Source organism: Streptomyces sp. NPDC014727 (assembly GCF_043083485.1).
In the GTDB taxonomy this organism is placed as follows: Bacteria; Actinomycetota; Actinomycetes; order Streptomycetales; family Streptomycetaceae; genus Streptomyces.
In genome coordinates, this window is record NZ_JBIBYR010000034.1 from 1 (window position 1) to 15474 (window position 15474).

The window sequence follows — 15474 nt, forward strand, 5'->3', positions numbered from 1 at the left end:
TCGTGTCCGATTCCCGGTCGAAGCGGGGCCGCTTTCCAGTTCCACGCTTTCGCGTTTCCCTTTCCGGCGAGTCCGACTCTATCAGATCCTTTCGGGCCTGATTCCCAGTCAGTGGGGCTTGTCTTCCCGGCCGTTGGGCCGTTCCGACGTCCAAACTCTAGCGGATTTTCCCGGCGACTCATAATCGAGTCTTCGAAATTAATTTCGGCATGCCGAAATTGTCCCGAGTGGGAGATCGTGCTGAGTTTTGATTGCCGCGTTCACGGCGGGATCGGTTGCCGTAGAACCGTTCCGGCTCCGTGACAACTCGAAGAACCTTACGGATCGTGGAGGTGCGTGTCAACCCAGGCAGGTCAAGTCGTTTTCCCGCGCGTCGGGCAGGGTTTCAGTCCAGGTCGGTGAGACGTCCGCCGGCGTCCGGCTGGGCGTGCTCCACGCGGCGCAGGAGGCGGATCAGCATCTCTCCGAGGACTCCGCGCTCGTCGCTCGTGAGGTCCTGAAGCAGGTCCTCCTCGAAGGCGGTGGCCATGCGCATCGCCTCCAGCCACTTCGTGCGCCCCTCGTCGGTCAGCTCGACGATCACGCGCACCCGGTTGTTCTCGTCCCGGTCACGGGTGACCAGGCCCTCGCCCGCCATGCGGTCGATGCGGTGCGTCATCGCCGCAGGGGTGAGGCCGAGGCGCTTGGCCAGCTCCCCAGGACCCAGGCGGTACGGGGAGCCGGCCAGAACCAGGGTCTTGAGGACCTCCCACTCGGCGTTGCTGATGCCGAGGGCGGCGACCTGGCGGCCGTACGCCACGTTCATCCGGCGATTCAGCCGGCCCAGGGCCGAGACGACCTGCTCGACCTGGGGGTCCAGGTCACGGAACTCGCGCTGATAGGCGGCGATCTGCTCGTCGAGGCTCGGCTCCTGCGGGCCGGGCTGCTCGGTGGTGTCAGACATGGCGGGCAGTATCGCACGCCCCCCAAAGCCGTCGAAGTCCTTCGGGTTGAATTGTTGAGCTTCTAACTTTAGTGCTAAAGTCTTCGGGTTCGAGTCGTTCGGATGACTCGGCAAGCAACTTCGAGACCTTGAGGTAGGTGAGTGTGACCAGGGAGATGGGCGCAGCACTGCGGCGGATCCAGCTGGGGAGCGCGCTGAGCGCGTTCGGGCTCGGGTTCACCGTTCCGTATCTGTACGTCTACGTGGCGCAGGTGCGGGATCTGGGTGCGGGTACGGCGGGAGTCGTGCTGGCGGTCTTCGCCATGGCAGCGCTCGCCGTCCTGCCGTTCACCGGGCGTGCCATCGACCGGCGCGGACCGCTGCCCGTGCTCGTCGTCGCCTCGGTCGTCGCGTCCCTGGGCGCGGCCGCCCTCGGCCTGTCGTCGAATGTGACCGCCGCCGTGCTGTCGGCCGCGGTCCTCGGCGCGGGTACCGCGGTCATGCAGCCGGCTCTCGCCACCATGCTCGTGTGGTGCTCCAGCACCGCCACCCGTACACGTGCCTTCGCCATGCAGTTCTTCCTGCAGAACCTCGGGCTCGGCATCGGCGGGCTGGTCGGTGGGCAGATCGTCGACACGAGCCGGCCGGAGACCTTCACTCTGCTGTTCCTGATCGAGGCCGCGATGTTCGTCGTGCTCGGTGTCATCGCCTCCACGGTGCGGCTGTCCCCTACGCCTTCCTTCTCCGCCGCCCGGCCCACCGACGGGTCCAAGGCGCCGGGCGGGCTGCGGGCGCTGCTCTCGCACCGGGCCATGGTGCAGCTGTGCGTGCTGGGCTTCGTGCTGTTCTTCGCCTGTTACGGACAGTTCGAGTCCGGGCTCGCGGCGTACGGCACCGAGGCCGCCGGGATCCAGCCTTCGACACTCGGTATAGCGCTCGCCGCCAACACCGCCGTCATTGTCGTGGCCCAGTTCGTCGTGCTGCGCCTGGTGGAGCGCCGCAAGCGCACCAGGGTCATTGCCGCAGTCGGTCTGATCTGGGCCTTCGCCTGGATCGTGGCGGGGTACGCGGGACTCGGGCACGGCAGCCAGACCATGGCGACCGCCGCGATGATCTCCACGTACGCGCTGTTCGGACTGGGTGAGTCGATGCTGTCGCCGACCGTGGCGCCGCTCGTCGCCGATCTGGCGCCGGAGTCGATGGTCGGGCAGTACAACTCCGCGTTCGCCCTGTGCAAGCAGCTCGCGCTGGCGGTCGGTCCGGCCGTGGGCGGGCCGATGGGGGCGACGCTGCACGGCCCGTACATCGTGACGTTCGTGCTGTTCTCGCTGGGCATCACGGTACTGGCGCTGCGGCTCGGCCGACGGCTCACTCCTGTACAGGATCAGCCCTCGGTCGAGGTCGTGCCGTCCAAGGTGGTGGCCGTGTCACTGCCGGACGCCGAGCCCGTGGCCGCCTCTGCCGTCACCCCCCGCTGACGCCGCGGGAGTGAACGGGGGGTGAGTAGGGGTCCTGTTGCGGCAGGTCCCCTACTGCGGCAGGGCGAATTCGCACCAGACCGCCTTGCCGCCGCCGGGTGTGCGGCGGCTGCCCCAGTGCGTGGCGATCGTCGCGACGATGGAGATGCCGCGGCCCGCCTCGTCCGCCGGATCGGCGCGACGCAGACGGGGCAGGTGGTCGTCGGCGTCGGTCACCTCGATGATCAGGCGGCGGTCGGTACGGCGCAGGCCCAGGCGCATCGGCGGGGTGCCGTGCTTGAGGGAGTTCGCGACGAGTTCGCCCGCGGCCAGCACGCCCAGGTCGCAGAGCTCGACCGGGAATCGCCACGACGTCAGGACGCCGGTCGCGAAGGCGCGGGCGCGCGGGGCCGCTTCGATCCCGCCGAGGAGGTCGAGCGAGGCGTTGTGGAACAGCTCCGCGTTCGCCCCCGTACGAGCAGGATGCTGAACCACCAGCACCGCCACGTCGTCGTCGTGTTCCGCGGTGACGCCGAGGGAGCGGATCAGCCGGTCGCACACCACCTGGGGTGAGCCCTTGGCCCCTGAGAGGGCGCGCTCCAGGGCCGCGACGCCCTCGTCGATGTCCTCGCTCCGGCGCTCCACCAAGCCGTCCGTGTAGAGGACCGCGGTGGAGCCGGGCGGCAGCGCGATCGTGCCTGATGTGTGGATCCAGCCCCCTGTGCCGAGCGGCGGCCCGGTCGGGTCCTCGGCGCGGTGGACCGTACCGTCCTCGTGGCACACCAGGATCGGGAGATGCCCGGCGGAGGCGTAGACGAGCCGGCCCTCGTTCGGGTCGTGGACCGCGTAGGCACAGGTGGCGATCTGACTCGCGTCGATCTCGGCGGCGAGACCGTCGAGGAGCTGGAGCACCTCGTGCGGCGGGAGGTCGAGGCGGGCGTAGGCGCGTACGGCCGTGCGGAGCTGGCCCATGACAGCGGCGGCTCGCACCCCCCGGCCCATCACGTCCCCGATGACCAGGGCGGTGCGGCCCGCGCCGAGAGTGATGACGTCGTACCAGTCACCGCCGACCGCTGCGTCCGTGCCGCCGGGTTGATAGGTGGCGGCGATCCGGAGGTCGTCGGGCTGTTCCAGCTCCTGCGGCAGCAGGGAGCGCTGGAGAGTGACGGCCGTTTCGCGGTGGCGGCGCTCGCTGGCGCGGAGCCGTTCGGCGGCCTCGGCGTGGTCGGTGACATCGGCGGCGTACACGAGCACTCCGCTCTCGCTGCCCCTGTCCCCGCCTCTGTCCCTGTTTCTGTTCCTGCCGTTCTTGTTGTCCTTGATGTCCTTGTTCTGCTTCTCGGCCCGGTCACCGTCGCTGTTGTAGCTGTTGGTCTCGCCCTCGCCGTCCGTGTACCTGTCCCTGTGCACCGGGGTGCAGGTGACGGTGTACGAATTCCCACTGCGGACCTTGCGGGACTTGACCGTGCGAGGGGTGCCGCTGCGCAGCACCTGGTCCATGAGCGGCAGCAGACTGAGTTCGGTGAGCTCGGGCATGGCCTCGGCCGCGGTGGCGCCGGCCGGGCGGGGTCCGAAGGCGGCGGCGTAGGCATCGTTGACGTAGGCGATCCGGTGATCGGGGCCGTACACCAGGGCCACCAGGGCAGGCAGCCGCCCGAGGATGTCCCGGGCGGAGAGGTCCTCCAAGGCGGCGGGTCCGCGGTCGCTGGGCGGTTCAGCGGGCGTGTCGACCCCGGTGTCGCCAGGCGTGTCGCTGCGCGTGTCGCCGTCCGACGGGCAGGATCCGGCCCCGGGCTGCGCGCACTCCGCGCGTGCCGGAGGCACGGAACTGCGGTCGTCCCGTGCGGCGGCGCGGCGCTGCGTTCCGGGTAGGCGGGCGCTCCAACGCGTGAAGTTCACGGAATTTCTGGCCTCGTGTGTCGGTCTGGTCCGCTCGGGCGGGCTGCTTCCTCTGCCGGTTCCACTACCGGTTCTTCCGCCGGTTTTCTGTCGCCGGGGTCGGGGCCGGGTCTCGTCGCCCTGCTCGTACGTCTGATGCGTCTGGAACGTCGGTGCTGTTCACTGTTGGTCACTGCCGGCCGGGTCACTCTGTGCAGATGTGGGCCCACCTATGGTCACACGTCCAGTGTGGCGGACCGTACTGACAGTGGCCGGTACGGTCGCGCCCCGGGGGACGTCGAGGCGGCCCGACGGCCGGTCAGCCGCCGTTACCCGGTGGGCCGTCGGGCCCCTGTGACTCGTCGGGCCGCTGCGGGTTCCCGGAGCTCGGTGTGCCGCCGGTGTTCGGTGGGCCATCGATTTTCGGTGGGCCGCCGGGCCTGGTTCGCCTGCCACCTGCGGCGAGTTCGAATTCCGCGCGTGGGTGTTCCAGCGAACCGAGGGAGACGATCTCGCGTTTGAAGAGCCCGGCGAGAGTCCATTCGGCAAGGACACGGGCCTTGCGGTTGAACGTCGGGACACGGCTGAGGTGGTACGTACGGTGCATCAGCCAGGCCGGGTAGCCCTTGAGTTTGCGTCCGTAGACGTGGGCCACGCCCTTGTGGAGGCCGAGTGAGGCGACGGAGCCCGCGTAACTGTGCCGGTACTCCTTGAGGGGTTCGCCGCTGATGGACGCGAGGACGTTCTCGGCGAGAACCTTGGCCTGGCGCACGGCATGCTGCGCGTTGGGGGCGGTCTCCCGGCCGGTTTCCGCGGCGGTCAGGTCGGGAACGGCCGCGGCGTCGCCCGCGGCCCAGGCGTGCTCGACCCCTTCGACGGTGAGTTCCGCCGTGCACCGGAGCCTGCCGCGCTCGTTGAGCGGCAGGTCGGTGGCGGCGAGGACCGGTGCGGGTCTGACACCCGCCGTCCACACGAGCGTGCGGGTCGGGAAGCGGGAGCCGTCGCTCAGGACCGCGATCCGGTCCTCGCAGGACTCCAGCCTGGTGTCGAGGCGTACGTCGATGTTGCGGCCGCGCAGCTCACGGATCGCGTAGCCGCCCATCGCCTCACCGACCTCGGGAAGGATGCGTCCGGACGCCTCGACGAGGATCCATTTCAGGTCCTCGGCCTTGATGTTGTGGTAGTACCGCGAGGTGTAGCGGGCCATGTCCTCCAGCTCGGCGAGAGCCTCGACGCCCGCGTAGCCGCCGCCGACGAAGACGAAGGTGAGGGCGGCGTCGCGGATGGCCGGGTCGCGGGTGGCGGAGGCGATGTCCATCTGCTCGATGACGTGGTTGCGCAGCCCGATCGCCTCCTCGATGGTCTTGAAGCCGATGCCGTGATCGGCGAGGCCGGGGACCGGGAGAGTGCGCGAGACGGAACCCGGTGCGAGGACGAGTTCGTCGTAGGGGATCTCGACCGCGCCGGTGCCGTCCTCCCCGGTGGCGAGGGTGGTGACGGTCGCCGTTCGCTTGGCGTGGTCGATGCGCTGGGCCTCACCGATCACGATCTTGCAGTCCGCCAGGACCCGGCGGAGCGGTACGACGACATGGCGCGGCGAGATCGAACCGGCCGCCGCTTCGGGCAGAAACGGCTGATACGTCATATAGGGCTCGGGCGTGACGACGACGATCTCGGCCTGACCGCCTCTGAGTCTCTGCTTCAGCTTCCGCTGGAGACGCAGCGCTGTGTACATCCCGACGTAGCCGCCGCCGACGACGAGAACGCGCACACCTGGCGGGGGGCCGGGGGGTGTTCCCCCGGAATCTGAAGCCATCACCACCCCATGACGCAACGTGCTCAAGGGTTTGTCCACAGCCCCGGCAAATTGTGTGACTGGAGGTTTCGGACGGGCCGTCGCCGCCGATCCGCGCGGCAACACGGAAGCTACGCAGGTCAGGGGTCGAAATGGGGGTGGTGGGCCGGGGGCGAATCAGTGACCAACCGGTCCTTGCTCCGATCGGGGGGCGCTCCGTGCGGAACTACCCCCTTCTGAATTGACCCGAGCTCAACTATGTTCGTATGTCGTCGGGGAGCCGGGTCGAGACCGTGATCCACTCTCCGGCTCAAACGGCGGGAAGTCTCCGGGGGGAGACGTCATAACCGGGGGAAATATTATGCACATTCAGGATTCTCATTGGCAGACCACTGCTGAGGTCACCTCCCATTCGTCCGAAGGAAACGGGCGAAGCGGAGCTGTGGGAACAGCGGTGGGGGCAGTGGACACGGTGGGTTCGGCCGGCGCGGTCCCGGCAGCCGGAACAGGTGGGGCGGCCGGGACGGTCGGTACGGTCGTGACGGCTGGAGCGGACGGCCGCTCGGCTCCGCTTCGCGTGGACGCGCAGCGGAATCTGGAGCATGTGCTGCGAGCCGCGCGTGAGGTTTTCGGCGAGCTGGGATACGGGGCTCCGATGGAGGACGTGGCGCGCCGCGCCAGAGTCGGAGTCGGCACGGTGTACCGGCGGTTCCCGAGCAAAGACGTGCTGGTGAGGCGGATAGCCGAGGAGGAGACCTCCCGGCTGACCGCCCAGGCGCGGGCCGCGCTGGGCCAGGAGGACGAGCCGTGGTCGGCGCTGTCGCGCTTCCTGCGGACGTCCGTGGCGTCGGGAGCGGGACGGTTGCTGCCGCCGCAGGTGCTGCGGGTCGGGGTCGATGTCGACGCCGATGGTGGTGCGGGTGTCCATCCCGCCGGCGACGTCGAGGGCTCGGCCGCCGCCGGGGAATCGGGGGCCACAGCGGCTTCCGGACCGGGCTCGGGCGGTGTGCGGGACGAGACGCGAGTACCTCACCAGCGCCAGGGCGCGGACCAGGTCGGCCTCCGGCCGGTCGACGGGCGCTCCGGCTCCGCCGCGGAGATCGGCCCCGATGCCGACGACGCGGGAGCCGGCGAACTGCTGGAGGTCGTCGGCCGACTGGTGGACCGGGCGCGGGCAGCCGGTGAGCTGCGTCGCGATGTGACGGTGGCGGACGTGCTGCTGGTCATCGCGACAGCGGCGCCATCGCTGCCTGACCCGGCTCAGCAGGCCGCGGCTTCGAGCCGACTGCTGGACATCCTTCTGGAGGGACTGCGTTCACGGCCCTTGGTGTGAACGGGGGGTGATCGCCGCCCGATGTGTGAGCGAGGGAGGCGGTCCCCCGGGCGCCTCGGGTACGCGGACGGCGCGAACGAGTCGCCCGAGTGTGCGGCCGGGGTGAGTGGCTGACATGGCCCGTTTCGGAGGGGCCCGCTCAGTGGCTCGTTCCCGTTCGTCCGCTGCACGCATCGGGCTTCCGCATCCTGCGTCCACGTCCAGGTTCCGAGCCAGGCTTCCCCGTACGGACGCCGTCCGAACGGGCCTTGATCGGTGTGCGTTCCGTGCTCTCAGCGTGGGGTGAGCACTCGGCAGGGCCTTCGCCGAAGAAGCTGCCCGCCCCTTTGTCCGCAGCCTCCACGTACAAAAGAAGCGCGAAGAGCTTTCCCTGAATGAGTGGCTACTAGTGCTCACATTCGAGAAAACGCCCCGGATGAGTGGTTGCTGGGGCTGAGTCGTCGGCGTGATTGAGCCATGTGACAGTCTTGCCCGAGGTTCGGGTCCGACAGTGCATACGGGGGCTTCCGCGATGACCGGTGACGGGCAGCAGGAAGAGTCGTTCGACGACGTCTCCGCCGTGGGCGGTGCGACGGAGGCCGGTGGGCTGTCCTCCTCGCAGGTACCGAGCCAGGCCGGACCCGGGCGAGCCGACGGTGACACCGGGGGCCGCACCGACCTGCCCGGTCCGTGGTCGGCGCCCGTCGAGGCCGGTGTCGAGCCCGAGGGCGCGGTGCCGATGCAGCGGGAGGGCCGCAGCAGCACCGCCGGTGCCTCCGGCTCCCCGTTCTCGGACGCCGAGTTGATCACGCAGATGCGGGACGGCGACGATCTCGCGTACGAGGAACTGTTCAGGCGGCATTCGGACGCGGTGCGCCGCTACGCGCGAACCTGCTGCCGGGACGCGCACACCGCCGATGACCTGACGGCCGAGGTCTTCGCCCGCACGCTGCAGGCGGTACGGAGGGGCAAGGGTCCCGAGGAAGCTGTGCGGGCCTACCTCATGACCGCTGTCCGGCACGTCGGAGCCGCCTGGACCAAGACCGCGAAGCGGGAACAATTGGTCGATGACTTCGCGGTGTTCGCCGCCCAGGCATCCCAGTCGTCCCAGGTGTCGGACGCGGACACGCTCGACCTCGGTGCCGATGTGCTGGCGATGCACGAGGCCGAACAGTCGATGGCGATGCAGGCGTTCAGCAGTCTGCCGGAGCGCTGGCAGGCAGTGCTGTGGCACACCACCGTCGAGGAGGAGTCGCCCAGCGAGATCGCCCCGTTGTTCGGGCTGACCGCCAATGCCACGGCGGTGCTGGCCAGCCGGGCCCGCGAGGGGCTCAAGCAGGCCTACCTGCAAGCGCATGTGAGCCAGGCGCTCACCTCGGACGGCGACTGCGCGCGGTACGCCGACCGCCTCGGCGCGTATGCACGAGGTGGGCTCCGGATGCGGGCCGAGCGCGGGTTGCGCGGGCATCTGGAGGAGTGCGTGAAGTGTCGGCTCGCCGCAGGCGAACTGGCCCATGTCAACGCCGGGATTCCCGCACTGCTGCCGGTCGCGGTCATCGGCTGGTTCGCCGCCGGGTACACGCTCAAGGCCGCCGGAGTCGTCGCCGGTGGCGCGGCCGGGGCCGCGGGCGCCGGAGTCGCGGCGGCGGCGACCGGCGGGAGCGTGTCCGGGGGCTCGGCAGGGGGTGCCGCGGTCTCCGAAGGACTCGGTGCCCCGGCGAAGGCCGGTATCGCGGCGGCGGTTGCCGTGGCCGTGACGGCCGGACTGGCCTGGGCTCTGGTCGGCAACGACCAGCCGAAGCCCGAGGCCGAGCACGCGGCGAAGCCGGCTGCCGTGGCGCCTGCCGCGCCGACACCGCCGACGCCGACACCGCCGAGGCCGACACCGCCGCCGGAGCCCGCACCGCCCGCTGCACCTGCACCTGCACCACCTGCGCCACCTGCACCGAAGTCGCCTCCCCCGCCGGAGCCCGCCCCCACCCCGAAGCCGACCCCGAAACCCCCCTCGAAGCCGATACCGAAGCCGATACCGAAGCCGACATCGAAGCCGGTGCCACCCGCACCGCCTGTCCCGACCCCGACGCCCCCCGCGCCGAAGCCCACCCCGAAACCGAAGCCGACGCCCACCCCGACGGCGACGCCCCCTCCGCCGCCTGCGTCGACCGCCTACCGGGTCAGTGAGCTGAGCTACTCGATGCAGGGCGACCACACCGAACCGGAGGTGGTGATCAATGAGAGCGGTTGGGTCTGGCAGCGTTCCGGTCTGTCGATCGGCGGCACGCGGTACGCCCACGGCGTGACCGTCCACAGCAAGTCCTCGGTCACGATCCAGCTGAACCGGCAGTGCACGCGTTACGAGGCCGTGGTCGGGATCGACGACATGACACTGGGGCTGGGCTCGGTGCGCTTCTCCGTCTTCAACGGTGACGGGGCACGGCTGTGGCAGTCCCCCGTGATGAAGGGCAACGACCCGGCCGTGCCCGTCGGAGTGGATATCGCCGGTCAGGAGAGGATCCGGCTCGTCGTCGAGCGGACGCGGCCAGGCGGCGGCGTGGCACTCGCCGACTGGGCGGATTCGGTCATCAGCTGTCAGTGAGGCGACCGGGCACCGCACCTTCGGACGGAGCGCCCGGGAGTTCCTCGGTGATGCGGGTCAGGTGCGGTCGGGCACCTAGCGGCCGTCGAGTACTACCGACAACGACCACTACGGATACGGCCCCGCCCACCGCTACGGCTGCAGTGTCCGCCTCGCCGGGACGACTCCGCCCGCCACCGCGCGCTGGCGAGGTGCCGCCGTGCCCGTCCAGCAGGTGCCGCGCCGCGAGACCAGGCGGCGGAGCCAGAGTTCCGTGGACGCCAGGTGCGCCAGGCCGTCCAAGGGGAGCGGCTCACCCTCCGAGGCGGCGCGCAGGGCTTTCCGTACGACGCGGGCCTCGATCAGGCCCGCGTCGGCGAGCAGCGGGGCGTCGAAGAGGGCGATCAGGTCGGGCAGCGCGGCGCGCAGGCCCGTGCGGGCCGTCGCGTTCGAGGTGGCCAGGGAGGGGGTGCCCCAGCCGGACGGAAGTTCGTGAATGCCCGCGCCCGCGAGCACCCGGCGCAGAATCGCGGCGCGGGCGTCCGGCTGGACCCGGAGCGATTCGGGGAGCGCCCGGGCGGCGCGTACGACTTGGTTGTCGAGGAACGGGGCGTGCAGCCGCTGGCTGCGGTTCTCCGCGGCCTGCTCCAGGATCCGGTGGTCCGCGGCGAACCGGGCGAGGGCCGCCCTGGCACGGGCCTCGCCAGGACGCTGGACGGAGGCGGGCCGGATCGCCGCCTCCTGAAGGCGAACCGATACTTCGGCGAGCGCTTCCCCCGTCAGCCAGTGTGCGGCGGGCCCCGGCCGCGACCAGGCGAGGGCGGCGAGCGAGGCGTCGGCGGGGGTGTCGAGGTCGGGGGTGTGGCGGTTCGCGTCCGGCAGCAGGCCGGCCGCCGTCTCCAGACCCGCGCGGTACGACGTACGGGACAGGCGGCGGGCCGCGCGATAGACGGTCAACGGCACGAAGAGCGAGTGCGCGGTAGGGCCCTCGGCCTTGGCGAGTGCGGCGACCGGGCGCAGCAGGTGGCGTCGGCGCCGGTCCATCAGCAGGTCGGCGAGGCGGGCCGGGTGGGCGTCGAGCACCTGTCGGGCGCCGCCGCCGACGAAGTGGTCGGCGCTGCCCGAGGCAAGACGGCGGCGATGGCGCTCGGCGACGACGAGGGACGGTCCGGGTTCATCGGTGAGTGGGCCGCCCCCCAGATCTGCGTAGGGCAGCGCCTCTTCCCCGGCGGCGACGACGACATGGTGCAGGCGCGGGTTGGCCGCGATGACGCGGGCGCGTTCGAGTTCGTCCTCGTGTCCGCGGGTGGTGAGGTCGTTGAAGGTGACGGCGAGCAGCCGCTCCCCCGCTCCCGTGCCGTGTCCGAGGAGGGTGCCCGGCAGGCCCGGCAGTCCGGCGGCGAGCAGGGCAAGGGTGGCGGAGGCACTGCCTCCGGAGAGGTCGGCGCCGATGCCCGGTACGGGTGCGCCGCGGGCGGCGCGTCGTTCGGCGGGACCCATGCCGGGAACCGGGCCCGGGTCGGGCGGCAGGGTTTCGGGGGCGTGGCGCGGGGCCGTGAGTCTGGCGCGTACTGCTTCGACCAGTGCGTCACGCACCCCGTCGACGGCACTGACGGGGTCGATCTGGGGAGCTGCGACTGCGAGGGAGGCCACCGCCTCGTACCCGGTGATCTCGCGCGATCCCTCGCGGAGGATGAGCGCGTGCCCCGGCGGGATGCGCTTCACTCCGGCATACGGGGTGCCGTCGCGCAGCGCTTCCGGTGTTTCGGGGCAGGCGAGCAGGGCGGCCAGATGACCGATGTCCAGCTGGGCCTCGATGAGGTCGGCGAGCGGGAGGGCGGCAGTGGCGTACGCCGTACCGCCGGCCCAGGGGGTGTAGAAGACCGGGCGGGCCCCGGCGAGGTCCCCGATGACGGTGATCCGGCGGCCGACCTGGACGACGACCGTGTAGCTGCCGGGCCAGGAGGTGAGATGGCGCAGGGCCCCGCCGCGGGCGGCGAGGAGGCCGACGCGCAGCTGTTCGTCGGTGGCGCTGCAGCAGCCGAGGACGGCCATGCGGGCGGTGGGCGCGCCCTCCGCGGTCTCGACCGTGCTGATACGGATCTCGTCGGGGCGCCAGTCGCCGACGGCCCAGAGCGGATCCGGGTCGCCCCACAGCAGTTGGGATCCGACGGGGTGCATCGTGCGCCCGTCGTCGCCGGCGCCCACCGCGCCGGCCGTGCCGAAGCTCGCGGCGATACTGCTCCACCCCACCAACCAACGCATCGCCGCCTCCACAGGCTGTGGACAAAATGGCGCAGCAGGAAGGCATCGGGAGAACTCCGGTGGTGCGCGGCGCCGTTGCGAACATGCTGCCACGACAAAGGCGCACAGGAGGGGCTACGGACCGCGCACGTCGGAAGGGCATGCGCCCCTGGCAAAGGTCGGACCGGGACGGGCCCCGGCCGGTGCGGACGCAGCCGCGTCCGACGGCGACTCGGCAGCGGGTTTCCGGCGGGACACGCGGGACACGGCCCGCGCACGGCGGGTCATACCCCAACAGGCTTGCGTATCGGGCGCGTTGCCTTCCCCGGACGAGCAGGATCCACCGGCCGAAATCCGGCCACATCCCGAATCACCCACGCCCCGGTGACGGACGACCGTCGGAGGGTCGACGGGATCTGTGAATCGTCGGGCCCAACCTCAGAGGACCAACGACATTCGGCCATTCTTGGAGCGCGTTGAACCCGGACGCCAGGGAACTCGTCGCATCAGAAGTCCACTTTCGCCCCACTTCGCTCCATGATCCCCCCGAATCCCTCCCGGAATCCCCCGTCGTCCACCGCCGATCACCATCGGGGCGGCCGACGGGCCCGACCCCGGCCGCCCTGGCTCCGTGTGGCCCCGCACCGGCCCCGGACCGGATTCCACGCTCAGTCCGGGAGGTGTCGTTCACCTCCCGGACCGGTCCGCCGCCTGCGGGGAATGAGGCGGCAGTGTCCCCCAGCCCACTGAGTCCAATGCAGTGGGCCGACCCACGCAGCAACCATGGAAGCCCTTCCGAAACAGCCGGACGAGAGCGCACGGCCGGGCGCACGGCCACACACCAGGAGCACGTGCGGAGCCCGGCGGACGGGGCTGTCACCACGCACGAAGGGCGCCTCCAGGAGCGCGTGGACGGGGCGTGGACGGGGCGTGGAGCAGGTTCTCGCGCCGGGTCCGGGCGAGGCTCCGGGTAGGTCCGGGCAGGTTTCCGTGCCGAGGCCGGGGCCCTGTGCGCGGCGACCGGAGCGGCACGCCGGCGACGGCCCGAGCGGAGCCTCGGACCCGCTCGCCTCCGCACGGACAACAATCCCGCCATACGGACGTCTGCCCCTTAACGGTAGGGATGCGGCGAACTACGCTGGGTTTACTGAGGTCCTCGGCAGGAGGCATATTCCTCGGGGCTCGGCCATATGCGTGTGCGGTCGGAGTGCCGGGGTTCGTCCCTGGGGAGGACACGGTACGAATGCCGCGCGCCGCAACGGTGACGCGGCGGCCGTCTGTGTGTCGAGGGGTGGCGCATGTCCAGGGAGCAACGCGGACCGAACGAGAAGCTCGGAACCGTTCTCGCCCTCGCGGGAATCAGCAACGCCGGGCTCGCCCGGCGGGTCAACGACCTCGGGGCGCAGCGCGGTCTGACACTTCGGTACGACAAGACGTCGGTGGCCCGGTGGGTCTCCAAGGGCATGGTGCCGCAGGGCGCCGCGCCCCATCTCATCGCGGCGGCGATCGGGGCCAAACTCGGCCGCCCGGTCCCGCTGCACGAGATCGGTCTCGCGGACGCCGATCCGGCCCCGGAGGTCGGACTGGCCTTTCCGCGGGACGTGGCCGAAGCGGTCCGTTCGGCGACCGAGCTGTACCGGCTGGATCTGGCCGGGCGGCGGGCGGGCAGTGGCGGGATCTGGCAGTCGCTGGCGGGATCGTTCTCGGTGAGCGCGTACGCGACGCCCACGTCCCGCTGGCTGATATCCCCTGCCGACCCGTCGGTGGAGCGCGATGCGACGGCTGCCGAGGCAGCCATCCTCGGCACCCAGGGCGCAAGGGGCGCACGCACCGGTGCAGGGGCGCAGAGGGCATCGGGCACGACAGGAAAGAGCACGGAGCCGGAGTCCGGTGCACCCGGCGCGTCCGGTACCGCGGGCTCCCGGACCACTCGGGGACCGCTCGGCACACAGCCGGCACCCGGAGCACCGGCGACACAGGCAACTCAAGCAACCCATGCGGCACAGGCAACTCAAGCAACCCACGCGGCTCAAGCGGCACAAGCGGCACAAGCGGCACAGAATGCGCTGAATGCGCAGGCGGCTCAGGCTGCGCTGGGAACCCTGGGGGCCATGGGCACGCAGCGGACGCCGTCCATCCCCGCCCAGCCGGGCCGGGAGGCAACACCCGGCTCCGCGCCCACTGCTCCGGCTCCGAGCGCACACACGAGCACACACGCGAACACGACCGCCACCACGCTCACGAGCGACATCTCCCCGCTGCGGGTCGGCCACAGCGATGTCTCCAAGCTGCGCGAGGCCGCCCAGGACGCCCGTCGCTGGGACTCCAAGTACGGCGGCGGGGACTGGCGTTCCTCCATGGTCCCCGAGTGCTTACGGGTCGACGCCGCACCGCTGCTGCTCGGCTCCTACAGCGACGAAGTCGGCCGGGCGCTCTTCGGTGCCGCGGCGGAGCTGACCAGGCTCGCCGGGTGGATGGCCTTCGACACCGGCCAGCAGGAGGCCGCGCAGCGCTACTACATCCAGGCCCTGAGACTCGCGCGGGCCGCGGCCGACGTGCCTCTCGGCGGTTATGTCCTCGCCTCGATGTCGCTGCAGGCGACCTATCGAGGTTTCGCCGACGAGGGGGTCGACCTCGCGCAGGCCGCCGTCGAACGCAACCGGGGGCTCGCCACCGCCCGCACCATGAGCTTCTTCCGCCTGGTGGAGGCCCGTGCCCATGCGAAGGCGAGCGACGCAGCGGCCGCGGGGGCGGCGCTCAAGGCCGCCGAGGGCTGGCTGGAGCGTTCCCGCGACGGCGATGCGGACCCGTCGTGGCTGGGCTTCTACTCGTACGACAGGTTCGCGGCCGATGCCGCGGAGTGTCACCTCGACCTGAAGGCGCCCCGGCAGGTGCGGCGCTTCACCGAGCAGGCTCTGTCCAGGCCGACCGAGGAATTCGTCCGCTCGCACGGATTGCGGCTCGTTGTGTCTGCGGTGGCCGAGCTGGAGTCGGGAAATCTCGACGCGGCCTGCGCTGCGGGCACCCGGGCGGTGGAGGTGGCGGGCCGCATCTCTTCGGCGCGGACGACGGAGTACGTACGGGACCTGCTGCACCGGCTCGAACCGTACGGGCACGAGCCGCGCGTCGCCGAGCTGCGTGAGCGGGCCCGGCCGCTGCTGGTGGCGCCCGCGTAGCCGCACCGCGCGGGGGCGTGCGAGTGCTCGCCCCGCGGCTTCCTCACGGCATCGCCCCGGCGCCCCGTCCCGGGGCCGGGCACTCCCCGGCCCCGGCGCGTGCCCCGAGGTCGCT

General features: G+C 71.2%; 8 protein-coding genes. 4 read left to right on the forward strand and 4 right to left on the reverse strand.

The features are described from left to right. Positions 1 to 385: 385 nt before the first annotated feature. Positions 386 to 943: a MarR family winged helix-turn-helix transcriptional regulator gene (locus ACF1B9_RS33115; protein WP_391744785.1), complete on the reverse strand. Its 558-nt coding sequence runs from the start codon at positions 941 to 943 to the stop codon at positions 386 to 388. A gap of 155 nt (positions 944 to 1098) precedes the next feature. On the opposite strand from ACF1B9_RS33115, the gene ACF1B9_RS33120 reads away from it, so the two are divergent. Next, on the forward strand, positions 1099 to 2400 hold the full coding sequence (locus ACF1B9_RS33120) for an MFS transporter (RefSeq protein ID WP_391744941.1): 1302 nt from the start codon (positions 1099 to 1101) through the stop codon (positions 2398 to 2400). 51 nt (positions 2401 to 2451) lie between these two features. Here the strand turns inward: ACF1B9_RS33120 and ACF1B9_RS33125 are convergent, their stop codons facing one another. Next, entirely contained in the window at positions 2452 to 4278 is a 1827-nt protein-coding gene (locus ACF1B9_RS33125) for a SpoIIE family protein phosphatase (protein WP_391744787.1), read from the reverse strand. 298 nt (positions 4279 to 4576) lie between these two features. Continuing rightward, entirely contained in the window at positions 4577 to 6073 is a 1497-nt protein-coding gene (locus tag ACF1B9_RS33130) for an NAD(P)/FAD-dependent oxidoreductase (protein WP_391744788.1), read from the reverse strand. A gap of 340 nt (positions 6074 to 6413) precedes the next feature. On the opposite strand from ACF1B9_RS33130, the gene ACF1B9_RS33135 reads away from it, so the two are divergent. Continuing rightward, entirely contained in the window at positions 6414 to 7385 is a 972-nt protein-coding gene (locus ACF1B9_RS33135; protein ID WP_391744790.1) for a TetR/AcrR family transcriptional regulator, read from the forward strand. A gap of 511 nt (positions 7386 to 7896) precedes the next feature. Beyond that, positions 7897 to 9960 (forward strand): sigma-70 family RNA polymerase sigma factor, encoded by a 2064-nt coding sequence (locus ACF1B9_RS33140; RefSeq protein WP_391744792.1) that lies wholly within the window; start codon positions 7897 to 7899, stop codon positions 9958 to 9960. A 132-nt stretch (positions 9961 to 10092) separates the two neighbouring features. Here the strand turns inward: ACF1B9_RS33140 and ACF1B9_RS33145 are convergent, their stop codons facing one another. Next, on the reverse strand, positions 10093 to 12204 hold the full coding sequence (locus ACF1B9_RS33145; protein ID WP_391744794.1) for an asparagine synthase-related protein: 2112 nt from the start codon (positions 12202 to 12204) through the stop codon (positions 10093 to 10095). A 1277-nt stretch (positions 12205 to 13481) separates the two neighbouring features. Between ACF1B9_RS33145 and ACF1B9_RS33150 the strand changes: the two genes are divergently transcribed. Further along, entirely contained in the window at positions 13482 to 15359 is a 1878-nt protein-coding gene (locus ACF1B9_RS33150) for a sporulation protein (RefSeq protein WP_391744795.1), read from the forward strand. Positions 15360 to 15474 lie beyond the last annotated feature (115 nt).